Here is a 19,100-nt window from a genome sequence, read left to right as displayed (position 1 = left end):
ACATTGCTCTCATCCTGCATGAGTAAATGTAATCACTGGCAAAACAGCATAGTAGCGTATGGGGAATCGCGCTTTGCGCCTCTTCACAGAGTCGGATTACCCGCTATTGTGATTAAACACTACAGAAGCCAGACCAGGATAATTCCGTATTAGGTCATCAGTCAGTCACAATCTGGCATTGAGGTGAGGAGAGTGAGCAGGAATATGCAATTTCTCTTAACGCAGGCACAAAAAAACCCGGCCTGAGCCGGGTTTTTTTGAATTTCATCGCAGACTACCGAAACCCATCCGGGTTCTTGCTCTGCCAGTTCCACGTATCGCGCATCATCTCATCGATGCCGCGCGTCACGCGCCAGTCGAGCGTTGTGTTAGCCAGTGACGCATCAGCCCAGAACGCAGGCAGGTCGCCATCGCGACGTGGCTTGATCTCAAACGGGATCGCCTTGCCGGACGCCTTCTCAAACGCTTTGATCATCTCCAGCACCGAGAAGCCTTTGCCGCCGCCCAGGTTAAAGGCGGTGTAGCCCTCAACTTTGCTCAGATAATCCAGTGCTTTCAGATGCCCTTCCGCCAGGTCAACGACATGGATGTAGTCACGCAGACAGGTGCCGTCTGGCGTATCGTAATCACCGCCAAACACGCCCAGCTTCTCCAGACGGCCAATCGCAACCTGTGCAATGTACGGCAGCAGGTTGTTTGGGATGCCCGCCGGATCTTCACCGATTTCGCCTGACTCATGCGCGCCAACCGGATTGAAGTAACGCAGCGCAATCGCCTTGAACTTCGGCTCAGCTTTGGCGAAGTCGCGCATCACGAATTCGGTCATCAGCTTAGAGGTGCCGTATGGACTGGTGGTGCCGCCAATCGGCGTGGTCTCAACGTAAGGAACCGGGGCATCTGCGCCATAAACGGTTGCTGATGAGCTGAAGATAAAGTTCCAGACGCCGGCATCACGCATCTCTTCCAGCAGCACCACGGTGCCCGCGACGTTGTTCTCGTAGTACTCCAGCGGCATACGCGTGGATTCACCGACGGCTTTAAGCGCAGCAAAGTGGATCACGGCTGAAATGCTGTTGGATGCAAACAGGTCACGCAGACAGGCGCGATCACGGATATCGCCTTCAACGAAGGTCGCTTTTTTGCCTGCCAGTTTCTCAACGCGGTTAATCGCTTCGCGTGAGGCATTGCAGAGGTTATCCAGAACCACAACATCATCACCGCGCTGCAACAGCGCCAGTACCGTATGGGAGCCGATATATCCTGCTCCGCCCGTGACTAAAATTGCCATTTGAGCTCCTTTCAATCTGCCGCGCAGGGCGCGACAAATAAATTACTGTTGTTTTGCGAGGATGGTCTGGATAGCTTCGCGGAAATCGCGACCCTGCGCGTTGCTGCGCAGGCCGTAAGAGACAAACGCCTGCATGTAACCGAGCTTACGACCGCAGTCAAAACTGTGACCGGTCAGCAGCGAAACATCAACGGTTTTATGTTTGCTCAGGCTGGCGATGGCATCGGTCAGCTGGATACGGCCCCACGCGCCTGGCTCAGTGCGCTCCAGTTCGGCCCAGATATCAGCAGAAAGGACATAGCGGCCTACCGCAGCCAGGTCAGAGTTCAGTCCGGCGGTATCTTCAGGCTTCTCAACGAAATCGGTAATGGTGCTGATGTCGCCAGGGTGATCAATCGGCTCTGCAGTGGTGATTACCGAGTACTCAGTGAGATTGGACGCGGGCATATGCTGTGCCAGGACCTGGCTGTGGCCGGTCTCTTCAAAACGGGCAACCATTGCTGCGAGGTTGTAACGCATGTGGTCAGCGGTGGAGTCATCCAGCAGCACGTCAGGCAGCACGACCACAAACGGATTGTCACCGATCATCGGACGGGCACAGAGAATCGAGTGGCCCAGGCCCAGCGGTTGTGCCTGGCGCACGTTCATGATGGTTACGCCTGGCGGGCAGATAGACTGCACTTCGCTCAGCAGCTGACGCTTCACGCGCGCTTCCAGCAGCGCTTCGAGCTCATAGGTGGTGTCGAAGTGGTTTTCTACGGCATTTTTCGATGCATGCGTGACCAGCACAATCTCTTTAATACCCGCGGCAACACACTCGTCAATGATGTACTGGATCATCGGTTTGTCGACGACAGGCAGCATCTCTTTCGGAATGGCTTTAGTCGCAGGGAGCATATGCATACCGAGGCCCGCAACCGGGATTACTGCTTTAAGCTTGGTCATATTTATTCCGTTTAATAAAATGAAGATGTGGGTCGATTATGCAGGATCGGCCGGAAGAGCAAGTATAATCTTTATCTGAAAATCGGACAGTAACTCTCTGTCATAACTTGGAAATTCGGCATTTTGCCCATTGCCAGCAACGGCATAAACTGAATAAAGACAATCAGTAATCGAATATCGCCTCTGTTATTTCAACCCCTGGTCGCCGCGCGGCTGAGACCAGCCATAAATGAAAACGGGCGACCCTGAGGCCGCCCGTTGATATAACGCAATTGTGATTACAACCAGCCTTCAAACCACTCTGGCATCACAAACAGATTAAAGTGATTCACCAGCAACATTATGCCGACAAATACCACCGACACCGCCACCCACTGTCGGGCATAAGGGATAAACCGAATGCCAATCACCGGCTTGATAAAGAATGGATGAGCCAGTGCCGAGATCAGAATCTGCGAGATGGAAAGCGTCAGCGCCACATAGAGCACGTTCGGCCAGATAAAGGTGGTTGCCAGCACCGCCAGAACCACAATACTCGCCACGATGTTCCAGTAGAACTCAACGTTGGTCCGTCCATTGGCCTGGGAAATTGCCCCGGTCAGTCCGCCCATCGGCCGCAGCATACCAAACAGCAGCATCAGCGGAATCAGATGATAGACCTGCTCGTGGGATGCGCCGTAGAGCACACGAACGATAACCGGCGAGAAGATGCCAATCACCAGGTACATCGCGCTGCTGAACAGCATGATCCCCAGCGTGCCTTTGAGGAACAGCTTCTTCAGCTGCTCGGCATCGTGCTGCTTCTCTGCAAAGCGCGGCAGTGCCAGACGGTTAATCACCGGCGTCACCAGCTTCAGCGGTTGCAGCACCAGCTCTTTCGCCAGCGAGTAAACACCCAGCATCTCGGCACCCATCACTTTACCCACTACCAGCGCATCGGCCTGGGTTCGCAGCTGGTTAATGGTCTGCGAGCCGAGCTGATAGCTGCCGTAGCGAATCGCGCCAACAAAGGTCGCTTTATCAAACTCCCAGGTCGGACGCCACGACTTCTCACCCAGCGCAATCATGCAGAGGATGCGGGTAAAGGCGTTAATGAACAGACCGAGAATCGCCGCCGCTACGGTGAGCGAGGTGAACTCCAGCATCGCCACCACACAGAGGAAGGCAAACAGCTTGGTGCCCATCTCAATCTTCGCCAGCGAAACCATCCTCTTGGTTTTGATGTAGTGCGCCTGATACTGCGACAGATGCCCCAGCACCAGGAAGTTGAGGCTGGTCAGCATGATCAGACCTACCAGCTCCGGCAGGTGATAGAACCAGGAGACCGGGAAGGCGATCAGCAGCATGATCAGGCCAGTACACAAGCTGAGTGAGACGTTCACCCAGTAGATAGTGCTCTGCTCACGACGGGTAATGTTCTGGCGATGCACCAGATAACTGCTCATCCCCATATCCTGCAGCACACCCGCCACCGCCAGGATGGCGTTGATGATGGCTAACAGACCCAGCTCGTGGGTTTCCAGTTTGCGGGCGAGAAAGCTTAGCTGTGCAACCTGCAGCACTGCCGAGAAGCAGGTGCTGCCGAACAGCCAAATCGCCTGTGACTTAAATCCACTCACACCAGTCGCTCCAGAATCTGTGCCAGTTCGCCGTAGGCGATATGCTGATTAAATTCAGTCTCAACTTTGTGACGGGCGGCCGCGACCACGGGCGCCACATCCACTTCACCCTGAGAGAGCTTCAGCAGCGTCTCCGCCAGCGCCTCAGGATCGTCCTCTTCCACCAGCCAGCCAGATACGTTGTTTTCGATCAGCTCCGGAATGCCGCTGTGGAAGGTTGAGACCACCGGCAGGCCGACCGCCATCGCCTCCATCAGTGCAACCGGAATACCTTCCATATCGCCATCTGCGGCGGTTTTGGAGGGCAGCAGGAAGATGTCAGCCTCACTCAGCGCGCGACGGATCTCCTCCTGCGGTTTAAAGCCCGGCATGCTGACGCAATCTTCCATCCCCTCGCGGGCGATGAAATCACGCATCATCTCATCCTGATCGCCGTTACCGATAATGGTGTACTGAAACTGACCGCCACGCTGCTTCAGGATGGCGCTGGCTTTGACCGCCACATCCAGCCCTTTCTTCTCGGTCAGACGTGCCACCGAAACGATACGCAGCGGCGTCTGAAACGCCTGGCGCGGCTGGAAGTTAAACTTCTCCGGCTCAATGCCCATACGCGTAACGTGAATTTTTTCCGGCGGGCAGCCCATCTCAATCAGCTTGTTCTTCCACAGATTGCTGATAGGCAGCATCAGCTCACTCTGGCGGAACAGATTCACATAGTCGAGTTTGTGCTCTTCCAGAATGTGACGACGGGAAATATCGGCGCCGTGAAACACGGTCGCCTGTTTACCCTTGAGCACGCCCAGCTCACGCAGCTTGTTCGCTAGCGCACCGGCATAGCCGAAATGCACCAGGAACACATCTGCGGTGAAGGTCTGTTTAGCATTCGCCACAATCGACGGCAGCAGCAGTTTGCTGGACTGTGCGCCATAACGGCGCACATTCAGCGAACGCAGCAGCGACGGCTTCGTCACTTTTGGCAGCACCAGCTTGATGCGCTGGTTCAGCTTATCGACAATCGAGATCTTCTCTTCCGGCAGCAGATAATGCGTCTTCGCCGCCAGACCATACTCATCAAAAGCGGCATGCCGGTTCACTAAATCGCCGGGAAAGACTGAAATAATCTCCACCTCGTAACCGGCATCAATAAAGTGGGTTACCTGATTTAATACGAATGTCTCAGAGGCAACCGGGAAACGCATGGTGAAAAAAGTCAGTTTCATCACATTACCCTAATACTTTGAGAATCTCTTCAGTGATCCGGTTGCCAATTTCCCTTTCATTCGCAACGGCCGTGTCGACCTTGAGCTTGATGTTGTCGTAATCGGCAAGCACAGTTTTCACCTTGTCGATTAGCGAGCCATCCATCAGGCTTTTCACATCGGTTGCCATCTGCGGCAGACCAAGCTGGTTCATCACACCCATCGACTTGTGCTCGTAGTTGATCGCCACAGCCGGGGTGCCAAAGTTCATGGAGATAATCGCCGAGTGCAGGCGGGTACCAATGGTCAGATGACAATGATTCAGCAGGATGCCCAGTTCCAGGTCATTAAACTCATCCATAATGACATGGTAATGTTCAGGCTGCGTCACGTGGTCACGCAGGGTCAGTGCAACCATGCGGTCATCTTTGGCATAGCTGTCGATGCCGGTACAGGTTGAGAACGCCACAACCTGATAGCCTTCAGCAATCATGGCGTTGATCACCCGGCCAAATGCCGCTTCATACTCTTTCTGCGTCACACCCAGACGTTTATCAAACGGTGCCAGTTCACGCACGGTGATCGCGATGGTTTTACGGCCATCGATAATGCCCTGCCAGTAGAGCAGGTTATGGCTCGGATTTTCGACTTCGCGTGCCCGCACCAGGAAAGCGGTATCAACGCCAGACGCGACTTTAGAACTGGTGACGCCATCGCGCTTCATCAGGTCAAGACTGACCGATTCACGCAGCACCAGGCTGTCGACCCGATCAAAGACAAAGTTTGCCAGCGCATTGACGCGCGGGTTCTGGAACGGCCCCACCGAGTGACCGATCAGGTAGATCGGCTTTTTCGCCATCAGCGCACAGAGCGCATGGTCAAACTGGGTCACACCATAGAGGTCAACGAAGAACGATCCGCCAACCTGAATAATCGCATCATATTTTGCAAGGCTGTCAGTAAACGCCTTCAGGTGCGGGGGTACAGAGAAAGACTTAAAGATCCCGCCCTTGCCCAGATGCGCCATCATGATATCGGGCATCAGGCGGTTCGCGACTTTACGCTTAAACGAACCGACCAGACCTTTGCCTGATTTGCTGTTGTGCAGATACAGCGCGTCCTGCTGAATATCCTGCTGGAGCAGATAACCGGAGCTGGTTGGATAACGGCTTATAACATCAATTTCTAAATCACTGCGTGCAGACTTCATAGAATCAATCAGTCCACGAAGAATCGCGCCATCCCCGCGATTCCCACACGTGTGGTTACCCACCAATAAAATTTTCATAACAACTCCGAATAAATTTTTTTAATTCTGTAAGCCGCCCAGATCCGCAATGGGCAAAATGAACTCTGTTTAAAGTAATGCTTTACGGGATAACGCACCCAAAGGTAGTGCTCCTGTTAAAACCGGCCGCCTCCATTGTGGCGGCCGTGATGCAAGGTGTTACGACTTGATTGCGAAGTAAGGCAGTGCGACCTGTTTGCCGTTGATCACGACGGAAACAAAACCTTCTGGCTTGCTGGTATCGACCTGATCGGCGGAGAGCGGACGGGAAGCCATCAGCAGGTCGCCCTGCTCATTAGCGCCCACGCCCGCTTTGCCGTTGTGCAGGCTGAAGCGCTGCGGCGCGCGTTTAGTCGCGTCGCCCGCCGGAGGATTGCCCTTCTCCATCTTCGCGTTAACGCGCGCACAGCGACCGGTGACAAAGCGATCTTTACCGGTGGTTTTCACCAGCACGGCCACCGACGGCGTCCAGCCCGCCAGTTTGACGAAGATGCGGACATCGGTGTCATGCTCAGCCACATAGCGCACATCGACAATCGGGCTGCTGCCTTCGGCCGACCAGCTCGCTTCAGAGCGATCTTTTTTGCGCTGTACGTGGATCATCGCGCGGCCACCGGTGGTCTTGTCACCGATCAGGTCCATCAGCGGCTTATCGCCACTGCCGTTGCTGAACTGCGACTGACCAAAAATTTCGATCTCCCACGAATCACCCACCGTCGGGGAGTAGAGGCTGCCGAGATCAAACCAGGTTTCCTGATTCGTGTTGTTCTCTAAACGCCAGCGCGAGGTAATGTAGTTGTACTTCAGGCTGCCATCGAGCGCGACGCCATAGGACTCCACGCGGGTCGATCCCATCTCCCAGATGCTGAGCAGACGGTCGCCCTGCATGGAGTTGTCGATCCAGCTGCCCGACTGCAGGCTGGTCTGGCGCATATTCAGGCGCGTGTTATGCGCGATCAGCGGATTCTTACAATCTTCCAGGCTCAGCGCATCGACAATCCACTGGCCGTTGGAGAGATCGCCCGGATTATCACAGTGCTCAATCCAGCCGTTATGGATAATCGACTGGCCGCAGCGCGGCAGGTTGAGGACTTTGCCACCACGACAGTACTGCGCATTGAAGTTCGACAGCTCAATCGCGGTGCTGTGGTCCCATTTGCCCTGCTTCTGCCCTGACCAGCCCGATTTGATCACATCGCCGCTGCAGCGTGAGGCGTACCACTGGTCGATTTTACAATCCAGAGTATCCTGCAGGCTGATGGCGGTGCCGCCGACTGCGTTAAAGCGCAGGCAGGCACCACGGAAATATTGTCCGCCAGGGCAGTTGTTATGGAAAAAGCCCTGCTTGTTGGGGCTTTTATCGCTGTTGCCGTTAAAATTCAGGTTGGAAAGCTCAACCCGACGGGCATTCATCTCAAAGACGAACTCTGACTTACCATCCGAGACAATCGTGGTCGCCGGGAAGTAGCCGAAGTTTACCATCGCACCGGACATGCGGAAGAAGTTGAGATACTTATCGCCAAGGTTACAGGCTGAGACCATGAAGGTACCGGCCGGGAACTGGACACAGATCTGCTGGTTAGCCTGCTGTGACCACTGGAACATCGCCATAATGGCGGGTGCCGTATCGGTTTTGCCATCGGCAATCGCACCGAAATCAAACAGCGTCAGGCGGTTAAAATCGTCTACCACGCGACGCCAGGAAAAGCCCTCACCGGCAAAGTTTACGCCGCCATCATTCTGAGCGGGCTGGAAGCTGCCAACAAACTCGCCGCCGCCGACTTCCCGTCCTTCATGCCAGCTTTTCAGCTTAACCTTGGCCCCTTCAAACAGCGGACGGGTTTTGCGTAACTCCGCTACGGACGGGATCTCACCAATCAGCTGATAACCCGCGGGCTGCGCCAGACGCTGGCTGAAATCTGCAGCGCCCGGACGGCTGACATCCGCGATGTTGAACAGCGTCTGACCGCTGCTGTCCTCGACTGCCATCGAATGCGACGGATTGGCAATCAGCGCAGCATTGTCCTGAATAAACTGGGCAAAGTTACCTTTGTTCAGCGCGATAGGCTGAGCAATCTCCGACACTTTGCCGCTGGCATCACGCAGGAAGACCGGGATCTGGTTGCCCGGTTTGCTGGCATCTGCACCTGCTTTACCAATCCAGAGTTTGCCTTCAAAACCCTGCCAGAACTGCGGCGGCATGGCGTAGACATTTTCCGGGGTCAGAATTGGCACGTCGCCTTTAGGCACGTCAGTGGCATCGACCGGCTTCAGGGCGATACCGTTACTTTTTGCAGCGTAGCTGGAAAAGGTGCTCACGGAGAGAGCCCCCACCAGAGCGGAGGCGGCGGTCTGTAAAACTTCTCTTCTTTTCATGCATCAATTCCCGTAGTCAATAAGGCCATTGGCCATGGCGGTGTCCCTGAGGCACGTCGCAAGTGAGCTTTTCCAGCTCCGGTTAAACCAATGACAGCCAGCTTTGCTTAATCTGATTACCGTCGAATTTCAGCGCGGTCTGTTTCGTTTTTTCGCTCATGGCATAGAACAGCGCGTCATCGCTGGCGAGCTGCTCCATTCGGGCCAGAAACGTGGCTTTGTCGTTCATCGGAACCAGGAAACCATCTTCCCCGTGATTGATGATCTCCTGTGGACCGGTCGGGCAGTCATATGCCACTACCGGCAGTGACCAGGATTTTGCTTCCAGCAGTACCAGTGGCAATCCTTCATAGCGCGAGGTCATCAGCGCCATATCGCTGTCGCGATAGTAGTCGTTGATATTGCTGACCTTACCGACAAACTTCACGCTGTCGGTGATGCCCAGCACCGCCGCCTGGTCATGCAGTTGCTGACGCAGTTCACCGTCACCGGCAATCACCAGCGTCCAGTCAGGATGGCTGCGGGCGAAGTCGCGCCAGATATCCAGCATCAGGTCAAAGCCCTTCTGGTTATCCAGACGGCCTACGGCCAGCGCCTGGCGATGACGGGTCTGGCGCTGATAGTCTTTGTAAACCACCGGGTTGGGGATTTGCTTGCTGGGAATGCGCCAGCGGCTGAACACCTGATGATCTTTGTCGGTCAGAACAATCACGCGGTCGTAGTAGCGCAGCAGCAGAAACTTGAGGAACTTAATCGGTTTGCTGAAGGAGTTAATGGCGATGTGTTCGCAGGCGTAGGCTTTGCCCCGCTTCTTCTTCATCGCCAGCAGATTCCAGAAAGCGAACATCACGCTCAGGCGACCCATGCTGATCAGGAAGACGGTATCGAAACCCTCTTCGTGAATCCGGGCAACCGCGCTTTTGATCGGATTGCTCTGCCCTTCAAAGCTGACGATCTGTTTGACGTGCTCAAACGGGTAAAAGGTTTTTCCACTGCCTTCCAGCGAGTAGATGGTGACTTCATGGGTCTCGCCAAGACACTCTGACATGAAGTTACAGATGTTCTCGGTGCCCGCATACGAATAAGCATCTTTGATCACCAGGACAATTTTTTTCATGAAACGCTATCCACCTCAAATTTTAAAGACAATCCTGCCGACAGGCTTAACGATGCTTAAGGGTAAACAGCACACCATTCACCATATACCAGGCGTAATAGTAATAGATTTTTAAAGGATTGTTTTTATAGATAATTCTTAATAATTCAAGGTGCCACTGGGCCGCTTTGTTCTTATTACGGGAAAGGGAATCGCCTAATTCGTAATAGTTGACCAGAATCGTCTGAATTACGCGTGCCTGCTTATAGCGGGTGAATAATTCATACAAAAACAGGAAATCTTCGTGGCCTTTGCGCTGGAAGAAAAGCCCCTGCGGCGGGCGGCGGAAACAGACGGAGGAGAAGCAGACGCGATACTGCTTCTTCACAAAGTTTTCCTGCTGCAGGTAAGGTTTGCCGTAGGTAATGTCGTGCTCAGCCTTGCGGGTTTTATAGTGATATTCGGTAATCACAAAATCATCACCGGCCGCGATGGCAGCGACCTGCTGGGTCAGCTTATCCGCATGCCACTCATCGTCGCTGTCGAGAAAGGCGATAATCTCTTCAGTGGCCGCGCGCAGCCCGACGTTACGGGTTTCTGCTGCGCCCATGTTGACCGCGTTATCCAGAATGGTAATGCGCGGATCCTGACAATGCTCACGCACAAATTCCAGCGAGTCATCGGTCGATTTATCGTTGACCAGATAGAGATGCCAGTCGGTATAGTGCTGATTGATAACCGATTGCACCGCGCGTAACACCGTCTGACGTGCATTATACATAGGCATGACAATGCCAACGGTTCCAACAGAAGTATTCATCTTCAACCCTGAATTTATCGAAAAGAGAGGTGCTCCTGGCATCAGGAGCAGAGCGAGGCGCGGCGCGCGTCAGGAGATCGCTTTCTCACCGCCGAAACGTGCCCTGACCTTGTCTTTAACCCGGTTCATGAAATAAGCACGGTTGTCTTTGTTGGTGAGGAAGAAGTAGCGCGCGAAGCTCAGGCTCGCCATCAGCGACTTACCATCCATCTTGTAGCGCAGCGGCAGCTTAAAAGCTTTGTAGGTGTGGATATCACGCGGGGTAAGATGCGGCTTCATGCTATCGAGCCAGAACATCGAGTAGTTCACCGATTCGCCTTTGTGTTTCGAGCCAAACTTAGTGACCAGATGGTAGTTCGCCAGCGGTGCGGCGATCATCACAAAGTCATAGCCCATGCGGTCGGCACGAATGCAGAAATCATAATCCTGATGACGGATGTAGCGGGTATCGAACTGAATTTTTGCCGCGTCTTCCCGCTTCAGCACAATGGTGCTGGTCTGGATAAAGCCGTAGCAGCCGAACAGATACTCCGCGACCGTTTCATTTTTGCCTGGCGGCTGCATCGGCATCACTTTCAGGAACGTGCCATCCTGATAGATATTCACCTGGCTGAAAATGACGAAATTCTTTTTGCCCTGCGCGTCCAGCTGAGCAATTTTTTCGCTCACCTGCTGCAGTTTGTCCGCGGCCCACTCATCATCGGCGTCAAGGAAGCTGACGTAGTCACCGGTCGCCAGCTCAATGCCTTTATTACGCGCACCAGCGCCGTTGAGTTTGACCTCGGAGAGCACCAGATTGATATCGAGATCCCGGTAGCGTTCGCTGCGCACCACATCCGCCAGCGCGGCGGCATCCGCAGATTTATCATCAACGATGATGACTTCGAAATTGCGATACGTTTGTGCTTTAACGCAATCCAGCGTCGTGACAATCGATTCTGACGCGTTATAAGCCGGAATTACGATGGAGAAACGAATGTCCTTCATTGCCAGCACCTCATTAAAGTAGTTCAAAAATAAACAGTTCATTCGACAACGGTCGATGAAAAACCTGTGTTCTGACCGACGACCGCCCCTGGGTGAAACTCGTCACCCAGAGGCGGTCGTCAGATTGATTAGTGGATCAGCCAAAACTCCCGCGCCACTTCATAACCGGTAACGGCCTGTTTGGTTGAAATGGTGTTGTAGTAGAGGTAATAGAGCAGGAAGAACACCAGCATGGCATACAGCGCTGGCTTCCAGGATCGCCTTGCCTGATAAATCAGCGAGGTCAGGATGATCGGCTCGACCTGCTGCAGATAGTTGGACAGGCGCGAACCTGACGGGAAGTTATACAGGAAGATCCTGATCGCTCCGCCGATGGCAAAACTTAAAATCAGCAGATAGTTAAGGCGATACTGGGCGTAATTCTCGCGCTTCAGCTTATCGGTCAGCATGAAATAGAAGAAGACAAACACCAGCATGATGTTTTTCAGGTTCGATACGGCCAGGATGCTGCCACCCATTGCATAGGAGGGGTCATTGTTATAGCCCGATGCCCTCTCTCCCAGCGATCCCAGATGACCGGCAATCAGGGCAATAAAGCCCGAGCCACCCACAACCGATAGCGGCAGACTGGCAACGATGATAATGACCGGCCACCAGCGCCAGTCCCGGATAAACAGGAACGGCACAAGCGTCACCACCATGACACCGGTGTTATGGCTCGTGAACGACAGAATAAAGAAGGCAAATGCCCACCAGTAGCGCTTGAGATAGATCGACCAGAGAACGCCAAGGAACAGCGCAGAACTCAGGCCAAAGCGAATCTGGTTAATGTCTTTGTTGATAAAGATGTGCGCCGAATAGAGCACCAGCGCCAGCACCGGATACGGAGACATCTTCCTGAAAAACCAGGTATTGATGGAAACGGCAATGGCGCAGAAGACAAACAGGAAGATGCTGGCATTGTGCGAAAACAGGCTGGTGAGCCAGGCCATCGCAAAAATCAGCGGTTCGTAACGGAAAAACGCAACGGTATTAAAGAAGCCATTAATCTCAATACGTCTTACAAAGTCTTCGAAGAAGCTCCGGTACTGAAAGTCATCCATGCCGGTACCAAGACCGCGTATTCCCCCGAAAATAATCAAAGTCACGGCGGCAAAACAGAGTAGCCAGGTCAGAATATAATTTGTGCGTTCGTCTTTTTTTAGCGCTATTTCAAACAGCGAAAGCAGCAGTAAAAAGCCTGATACATACCAATATGGAGCCATGGTGTGATTCCTTAATTCCACAAGTTCTCATGCCAGCAATAATCACGCTTCGCCTTACCGACTGGCTTTACAGCGAGTCTGATTGCACGGTCACAAATTGCGTGCGGGCGATGCCTGCTGGTGATGAATTCTGTTGAGTGACGCTCGCCATGCGATTTATAGATGTATCGCTTTTGTGGGTTTGGACAGAATAACCTGTGTAAATTGATGCGTGTCGTCATTCAAAGGGACGATAAAAAGGGGCGGTCAGACCGCCCCCTGTTTTATTGCTCAATGATCAGCTTTTGTTCGTCTTGCCGTAGTCATAGGCGTAGTAGTCATACCCATAGCCATACGCATTAGCGGCTTTGCGCACCACGGCGTTGAGGATCACACCTTTAATCTCAATACCGTTCTGGGCAAAGCGTTTGAAGCTGACGTCTACTTCTTTGGTGGTGTTGGCTTCGAAACGCGCCACCATCAGTGAGGTGCCGGCCAGCTTACCGATGATAGAGGCATCGGTGACGGCCAGGATTGGCGGCGTATCGATTAACACCAGGTCGTAGTTCTTGCTCGCCCACTCCAGCAGCTCACCCATGCGACGATGCATCAGCAGCTCAGACGGGTTCGGCGGAACCTGACCACGTGGCAGGAAGTCGAAACCGTACACGCCCTGCTGAATCAGCGCCGGGCTGAACTCAGTTTTACCGGACAGCACGTTGGACAGACCTGATTTGTTATCTGCGCCCAGCAGTTCGTGGGTGTAACCACGACGCATGTCGCCATCGATAAACAGAACACGCTGACCCGCTTTCGCGACCAGGGTCGCCAGGTTGGCACAGATAAAGGTTTTACCAATACCCGGGCTGGCACCGGTGATCATCAGGATGTTGTTTTTCGCTTCCATCATCGCGAAGTGCAGGCTGGTACGCAGGCTACGAATCGCTTCGATGGAGAGGTCAGTCGGGTTACCCAGCGCCAGCAGCGTTTCGTGCGGATCGGTTTTCACCTTGCTGCCACGACGCGCCAGGGCTTCGGTATCCTTCTTACGCTGCCAGTCTGACAGTGGAACGCTGGCATAGACATTCATGCCCAGCTCTTCCAGCTGATCCGGGTTCTCGATGCCGTGATGCAGCAGCGCTTTCAGCAGAACCAGACCCACTGACACAAACAGACCGAAAATCAGGCTCGCGGCGATGATCAGCAGCTTCTTCGGTGCAACAGGCGAGTTAGCAGTCTGCGCGCCATCGATGATGCGGACATCACCCACGGTGCTCGCTTTACTGATACCCAGCTCCTGCTGACGGTTCAGCAGCTGCATGTAGATCTCCTGACCAGACTGAACGTCACGGGTCAGACGCAGGATTTCCTGCTGAGTCTGTGGCATGCCAGCAATTTTCTTGTTCAGCTGAGCCTGCTCACCTTCCAGCGTTTTGCGTTTTTCAAGCAGCGCGCGATACGTCGGGTGATCTTTGGTAAACAGCTGAGAGACTTCGGCTTCACGGAAGGTCAGTTCGTTCAGCTGACTCTGCACGCTGACAGAGGAGTCCAGAGCGGATTTCGCTTCCAGTGACAGGTCAACAGATTCGTTCTGACGACGGAAGGTGTTCAGCTTGTCTTCCGCTTCATCCAGCTTGCTGCGCACGGCAGGCAGCTGAGTGCGTAAGAACTCCAGGCTTTTCTCTGCCTGCGCTGACTTGCGCTCAACGTTCTGTAACAGATAGTTATTCACAATCTGGTTCAGCACTTTGCTGATCTGCTCTGGATCTTCACCCAGATACTCCAGACCCAGCACGCCGGTATCTTTACCTTTGTCTGCCACGGTCAGGTTAGAGAGCACTGAACGGATCGCCTGCAGGTTATTCAGCTTGGTCACGGTGAAGCTGGTGCCTTCATCAGCGTGAATCTCGCTGACCAGCATGCTGATGTCGCCGTGCGACTCCAGCTGGCCGACTTTACCTTTGAACAGCTCATCGCCATCTTTTGAGACGGTGTAGCTATCCGGACCGGTCACTTCCAGTTCAACGTTACGTTTGTCGATAGTGCGTGGGATTTCCAGGCGCGAAATCGCGATACTGGCGGGTTTGTTGCCCATCAGGCGCGACAGACCTTTACCGATAACCGGGAAATAGTTCTGCTCAACGACGGTATCCAGACCCAGATCGTCAACGGTTTTGCCGATGACCATACGGGATTCCAGAATCTCGATTTCCGTATCAGAGGCTGGTGTCGGTGGCAGAATGCTGTCAATTTCGTTCAGAACGGTGCTGGCATTCTTCTGCTCAACCTGAACTAACGCATCTGCGCTATAAATGGGTGTTGCAAACAGTGTGTAGAGTGTTCCCGCCAGCATGAAAAAAGCGGTAACGGCAACAATGATCCAGCGATGATCAATTAGCTGTCCCACAAGATGCGCCAGATCCCATCCATTCGAATCCTCTCCCGGCGCGGTTCTGACCTTATTTTTTATATTCATGGATAATCCCAACTATCGGCTTAATACGTTCACCCACTTCTGGGTAGCGTTTTCCAGTAATCCGTAAATCTCTTCAAAGGCCTCACGGCTTTTTCTGTACGGATCCGCAATTTCTTTCTGATTGAGCCAGTGCCCAAGCAGCATGGTTTTGCCACGCGCGGCCGGGTCGATGCGATTCACCTGTTCAATATGTCGCTTTTCCATCACCAGAATCAGGTCAACGTTGCGGCACATCTCTGCCGTCAACTGTTGCGCCTCATGTCCTTCCAGCGACAGACCCTGCGCAGCAGCGACTTCAGACGCCGTCTTGTCGGCCGGGTGGCCGACCAGCGCCCCCAGGCCGGCAGAGCGAACGTCGAAATCAGGCAGCGCACGTTTAAACAGGCGCTCTCCGGTAGGAGAGCGGCAGATGTTGCCAACGCAAACGACTAACACGGACTTAATCATGATGGGACCTTAATTACCCCAGGTACGGATACGCGATGCGGCCTGTGTTGCATCGTTGATACCTGCGATGGTCGGTATCAACTGCCCAATCACTCGGTTCCAGCGCGTCAGCGGCGTAGAGGTGACATAAACGATGTCGTAAGGCTGGAGCTGGAAATCGGTTCCCATCACCATGGATGCCGCATCTTTGGTGTTCAACTGATAGATGTTGGCAATCTTGTTGCGATCGGTGCCGTGCAGTGGACGGATAACGAATACACCGGTGGCGTCAGAGGTGGTTTGATCCATCCCGGCCGCATTGCCCAGTGCTTCCGCCAGCGTCATGCCGCTACGGTCCATTTTCAGGGTGGTCTGCTGCTTCACTTCACCCATCACGAAGATTTTCAGATCATCGTTACGCGGAACGTAAAGAATATCGCCTGGATAGAGGAGGTGGTTCTGGCTCAGGTCACCATTCTGCATCAATGCCTGCAGAGAGATACGCTGTTCACGACCGTTGTGCGTCAGCACCACGTTGCGCCAGTCAGCATCAGCGGCCAGGCCGCCAGCGGCGTTGATCGCATCCAGCACCGTCAACGGAACGTTGGTGATGGGCTGCTGACCAGAAGTGGTCACTGAACCCGTCACATAGGTTTTCTGTGATTTGAACGAGGCGATGCTGACATCAACCTGTGGGCTTTCAATGTACTGAGCCAGACGACGTGACACTTCGTCACGCACTTCGCCGACGGTACGGCCCGCTACACGCACACGACCGATGTAGGGATAGAAAATGGTACCGTCAGAATGCACCCAGTTACCGGTGTCGCTGGCGCTACGGTACTGACCCGCTGGGGTGGTCAGTTCCGGGTGGTCCCAGACCGTTACGGTCAGGACATCGCCCACACCGATACGGTATTCGTAGTTCTGAATTTCGTTCTGCAGGGCAGGATTCGTCTGAGCCACCAGTGGCTTCGGACGCATCCTTTCAACCAGTGAAGGCGTTAACGGGAAGACGTTGACATATTTATCGATGTCAAAGTTGCTATCCTGCTGTTCAACAACATCTTTTCCTGATGTAGAAAGGTGAGAACCTGGTTCGATCGTACACCCGCTAAGGAATGTGGCGGATACCAGCAAGGGTATCAATTTCATTTTGATTGTAATCATTTAGATCTTCGCTATCAGTTATTTATTGATAGAGGCGAAACCGCCGCTGTGTAAGCGTCCAACAAAAAGTAAATCCTACCTGACTTAAGCACTGAACCTGTCGTTCATTATCCTTGCTCCACTTGTTATAAGTAGCGGCCATCTACCAGGGTGTACCCTGAACGCCACGCATCATAGCGGACTATGGATGCACAGCGATATCCCTGATGATGGCCACTATCAACGACACGCCTGACAACGGCAAAACACCTCTGAGCGCGCATTAACGCGCTCATTCCGACTCACGATTAATAGGCACCATCGCGTTTCAACACCACGCCCACTGTCTTAAACAGAATCGCGATGTCGTTCCACAGTGACCAGTTTTTCACGTACCACGAGTCGAAATAGACGCGGGTTTCATAGTCAACATCATTACGACCGCTGACCTGCCACAATCCCGTCATGCCTGGCTTTGCCATCAGGTAATAATCAACATCACCGGCATAACGACAGAGTTCATCTTCAATGACCGGACGCGGTCCGACCAGACTCATATCACCGCGCACCACGTTCCAGAGCTGAGGGAGCTCATCGAGGCTTGTTTTACGGATGAAGTGGCCCACTTTAGTAATACGTGGATCATTTTTGAGTTTGAAATCTTTATCCCATTCCGCACGGGCAATCGGATCAGTGCGCAGCACCTCTTCCAGCACTTCTTTTGAATTAATGACCATCGAGCGGAATTTCAGGCATTTGAATTTACGGCCATTCATTCCCACACGCTCGTGACCATAAATCGGTGGTCCACCGTCACGACCCACCAGGAAGCCCAGTACCAGCAGCGCTGGCATCAGCATCAGGATAATCGAGAGCGCACCCACGATATCGAATGCCCGCTTCAGGAAGCGCGACGTGCGTTTAGCCAGGTTGTTCTGAACCCGCAGGATCATCACTTCATGGCTGAAGATATAGGCCATGTCGGTACCGTAGAGCGGTACACCACGCAGGGTTGGGATCACTGACACTGAACGGCAGTTGTGCATCGCCAGCGATTTAAGCCAGACATCACGGTACTGACTCTGCTCATACTCAACGGCAACGATAAACTGCGTTTCGCTGTTGGTGAGGCTCCAGAGTTCTTGCTCGTCGCGCAGCACCGGCACGCCGTTCATGATCTCCTGCGGACAGGTTCCATCAACGTCATAGAAGGCGATAACGTCAAAACCCATGACCTCTTCGCTTTGCAGTGCCTGCCAGGCTTCGTGCGCATTTTTGCTGCTGCCGATAATAATGGTCTGTTTTTTCCACAAGCCATTTTTATTCAGCAGACGTTTAGAAAGCGCGCGGCAGGTCGGAATTAAAATCAGCGCCAGGATCCAGGTCAGTAACCAGACGAAACGCGACATCTGCCACTGCGACAGGGCGGTAATCGACAGGTCGATAACAGAAAATATAAGAATGGTACGAAAAACTTCTTTTAATTCGAACCAGAAAGGTTTGCGGTAAGTGTAGTGACGCAGCCTTACCCAGAACCAGCCAATACAAATTACCGACAGACAAATGTGTGTGGCAATTTTTAAATTCATTTCTTTTTCAGAAATATCTGCCAGCGGCGAATCTGACTGCAAATTAATTAGCATCATCGCCAAAAAGAACGCTGCGTTGAAACAAATTAAGTCTGAACATGCCAGCATTAATTTGGTAATAAGACTTTTAAACGTAAATTCTGTATCGCGCATATTTAACTCTTTATTTTATTTCCTTAAACCCGCAACGGCTATCGCCTGTTTAATCATTAAGCGACGAAACCTCTCCAGAGTGAGCCGTTTCTAAGGGGAGCTCCTGCGGCGTTTACGCCAATGATCTTAACCATGAAACCAATAATATCGTGATGAATACCAACAGATTACTCTGACTTAACCACCGCCAGCGCTGCTCACTTTATCAACAAAAACGCGATTCGGGCACGCTACCGCCCTTGGCTGTCGCTGCCAATATCGCTGTCATCATTCATAATGCTCCCCGTAATGTGTTAGCGTTACCGCAACGCATCATACAGACGTTCACAGGCGAATTACTCATTCGTGACATTGCGATTAATGTCGAATAGGTACGCAGATTACGACTCTGGGGCAGAGTTTGCTAACTTGTTGCTATACTAGTTATTACTGGCTTGTTTACAAG

General features: G+C 53.0%; 14 protein-coding genes. All 14 read right to left on the bottom strand.

The genetic code is table 11. The features are described 5' to 3' along the window. Positions 1-274: 274 nt before the first annotated feature. A complete protein-coding gene (gene galE, locus ACXKZD_RS06630) occupies positions 275-1,288 on the bottom strand; it encodes a UDP-glucose 4-epimerase GalE (protein ID WP_010670976.1) in 1,014 nt (337 codons plus the stop codon). A 42-nt stretch (positions 1,289-1,330) separates the two neighbouring features. After that, entirely contained in the window at positions 1,331-2,233 is a 903-nt protein-coding gene (galF, locus tag ACXKZD_RS06625; protein ID WP_010248118.1) for a UTP--glucose-1-phosphate uridylyltransferase GalF, read from the bottom strand. 278 nt (positions 2,234-2,511) lie between these two features. Then, a complete protein-coding gene (locus ACXKZD_RS06620; RefSeq protein ID WP_050680142.1) occupies positions 2,512-3,852 on the bottom strand; it encodes a lipopolysaccharide biosynthesis protein in 1,341 nt (446 codons plus the stop codon). Continuing rightward, the gene (locus ACXKZD_RS06615) at positions 3,849-5,072 is read right to left on the bottom strand and encodes a glycosyltransferase (RefSeq protein WP_010248122.1); all 1,224 of its coding nucleotides are present in this window, start codon (positions 5,070-5,072) and stop codon (positions 3,849-3,851) included. Before ACXKZD_RS06615 ends, ACXKZD_RS06620 begins: the two co-directional genes overlap by 4 nt. Positions 5,073-5,076: 4 nt before the next feature. Further along, on the bottom strand, positions 5,077-6,339 hold the full coding sequence (gene wcaK / locus ACXKZD_RS06610; RefSeq protein WP_033758402.1) for a colanic acid biosynthesis pyruvyl transferase WcaK: 1,263 nt from the start codon (positions 6,337-6,339) through the stop codon (positions 5,077-5,079). A 159-nt stretch (positions 6,340-6,498) separates the two neighbouring features. Next, positions 6,499-8,715 carry a phage tailspike protein gene (locus ACXKZD_RS06605; RefSeq protein ID WP_010248126.1) on the bottom strand — a complete coding sequence of 739 codons (2,217 nt, stop codon included), beginning with the start codon at positions 8,713-8,715 and terminating at the stop codon, positions 6,499-6,501. A gap of 82 nt (positions 8,716-8,797) precedes the next feature. After that, positions 8,798-9,832 (bottom strand): glycosyltransferase, encoded by a 1,035-nt coding sequence (locus tag ACXKZD_RS06600; protein ID WP_010670977.1) that lies wholly within the window; start codon positions 9,830-9,832, stop codon positions 8,798-8,800. A 46-nt stretch (positions 9,833-9,878) separates the two neighbouring features. Beyond that, positions 9,879-10,631: a glycosyltransferase family 2 protein gene (locus ACXKZD_RS06595; RefSeq protein ID WP_010670978.1), complete on the bottom strand. Its 753-nt coding sequence runs from the start codon at positions 10,629-10,631 to the stop codon at positions 9,879-9,881. A 69-nt stretch (positions 10,632-10,700) separates the two neighbouring features. After that, positions 10,701-11,618 (bottom strand): glycosyltransferase family 2 protein, encoded by a 918-nt coding sequence (locus ACXKZD_RS06590; protein ID WP_031591361.1) that lies wholly within the window; start codon positions 11,616-11,618, stop codon positions 10,701-10,703. A gap of 128 nt (positions 11,619-11,746) precedes the next feature. Continuing rightward, positions 11,747-12,883 carry an EpsG family protein gene (locus ACXKZD_RS06585; protein ID WP_010248137.1) on the bottom strand — a complete coding sequence of 379 codons (1,137 nt, stop codon included), beginning with the start codon at positions 12,881-12,883 and terminating at the stop codon, positions 11,747-11,749. Between the two features lie 277 nt (positions 12,884-13,160). After that, on the bottom strand, positions 13,161-15,338 hold the full coding sequence (wzc, locus tag ACXKZD_RS06580; RefSeq protein ID WP_010248139.1) for a tyrosine-protein kinase Wzc: 2,178 nt from the start codon (positions 15,336-15,338) through the stop codon (positions 13,161-13,163). A 12-nt stretch (positions 15,339-15,350) separates the two neighbouring features. After that, positions 15,351-15,785: an arsenate reductase/protein-tyrosine-phosphatase family protein gene (locus ACXKZD_RS06575; protein WP_033758406.1), complete on the bottom strand. Its 435-nt coding sequence runs from the start codon at positions 15,783-15,785 to the stop codon at positions 15,351-15,353. Between the two features lie 9 nt (positions 15,786-15,794). Beyond that, positions 15,795-16,934: a polysaccharide export protein gene (locus ACXKZD_RS06570; protein WP_010248145.1), complete on the bottom strand. Its 1,140-nt coding sequence runs from the start codon at positions 16,932-16,934 to the stop codon at positions 15,795-15,797. Between the two features lie 287 nt (positions 16,935-17,221). Continuing rightward, positions 17,222-18,655 (bottom strand): undecaprenyl-phosphate galactose phosphotransferase WbaP, encoded by a 1,434-nt coding sequence (wbaP, locus tag ACXKZD_RS06565; protein WP_010248148.1) that lies wholly within the window; start codon positions 18,653-18,655, stop codon positions 17,222-17,224. Positions 18,656-19,100: the final 445 nt, after the last annotated feature.

The organism is Pantoea sp. ABR1s (assembly GCF_057812235.1).
This window is presented reverse-complemented; position numbering and strand designations above follow the sequence as displayed.

Bases quoted from the DNA above. Each gene is read 5' to 3' on its own strand.
- ACXKZD_RS06570 (WP_010248145.1), bottom strand. From the start codon at position 16,934: ATGATTACAATCAAAATGAAATTGATACCCTTGCTGGTATCCGCCACA.
- ACXKZD_RS06595 (WP_010670978.1), bottom strand. From the start codon at position 10,631: ATGAATACTTCTGTTGGAACCGTTGGCATTGTCATGCCTATGTATAAT.
- ACXKZD_RS06575 (WP_033758406.1), bottom strand. From the start codon at position 15,785: ATGATTAAGTCCGTGTTAGTCGTTTGCGTTGGCAACATCTGCCGCTCT.
- wbaP (WP_010248148.1), bottom strand. From the start codon at position 18,655: ATGCGCGATACAGAATTTACGTTTAAAAGTCTTATTACCAAATTAATG.
- galF (WP_010248118.1), bottom strand. From the start codon at position 2,233: ATGACCAAGCTTAAAGCAGTAATCCCGGTTGCGGGCCTCGGTATGCAT.
- ACXKZD_RS06590 (WP_031591361.1), bottom strand. From the start codon at position 11,618: ATGAAGGACATTCGTTTCTCCATCGTAATTCCGGCTTATAACGCGTCA.
- wzc (WP_010248139.1), bottom strand. From the start codon at position 15,338: ATGAATATAAAAAATAAGGTCAGAACCGCGCCGGGAGAGGATTCGAAT.
- wcaK (WP_033758402.1), bottom strand. From the start codon at position 6,339: ATGAAAATTTTATTGGTGGGTAACCACACGTGTGGGAATCGCGGGGAT.
- ACXKZD_RS06600 (WP_010670977.1), bottom strand. From the start codon at position 9,832: ATGAAAAAAATTGTCCTGGTGATCAAAGATGCTTATTCGTATGCGGGC.
- galE (WP_010670976.1), bottom strand. From the start codon at position 1,288: ATGGCAATTTTAGTCACGGGCGGAGCAGGATATATCGGCTCCCATACG.
- ACXKZD_RS06585 (WP_010248137.1), bottom strand. From the start codon at position 12,883: ATGGCTCCATATTGGTATGTATCAGGCTTTTTACTGCTGCTTTCGCTG.
- ACXKZD_RS06615 (WP_010248122.1), bottom strand. From the start codon at position 5,072: ATGAAACTGACTTTTTTCACCATGCGTTTCCCGGTTGCCTCTGAGACA.
- ACXKZD_RS06605 (WP_010248126.1), bottom strand. From the start codon at position 8,715: ATGAAAAGAAGAGAAGTTTTACAGACCGCCGCCTCCGCTCTGGTGGGG.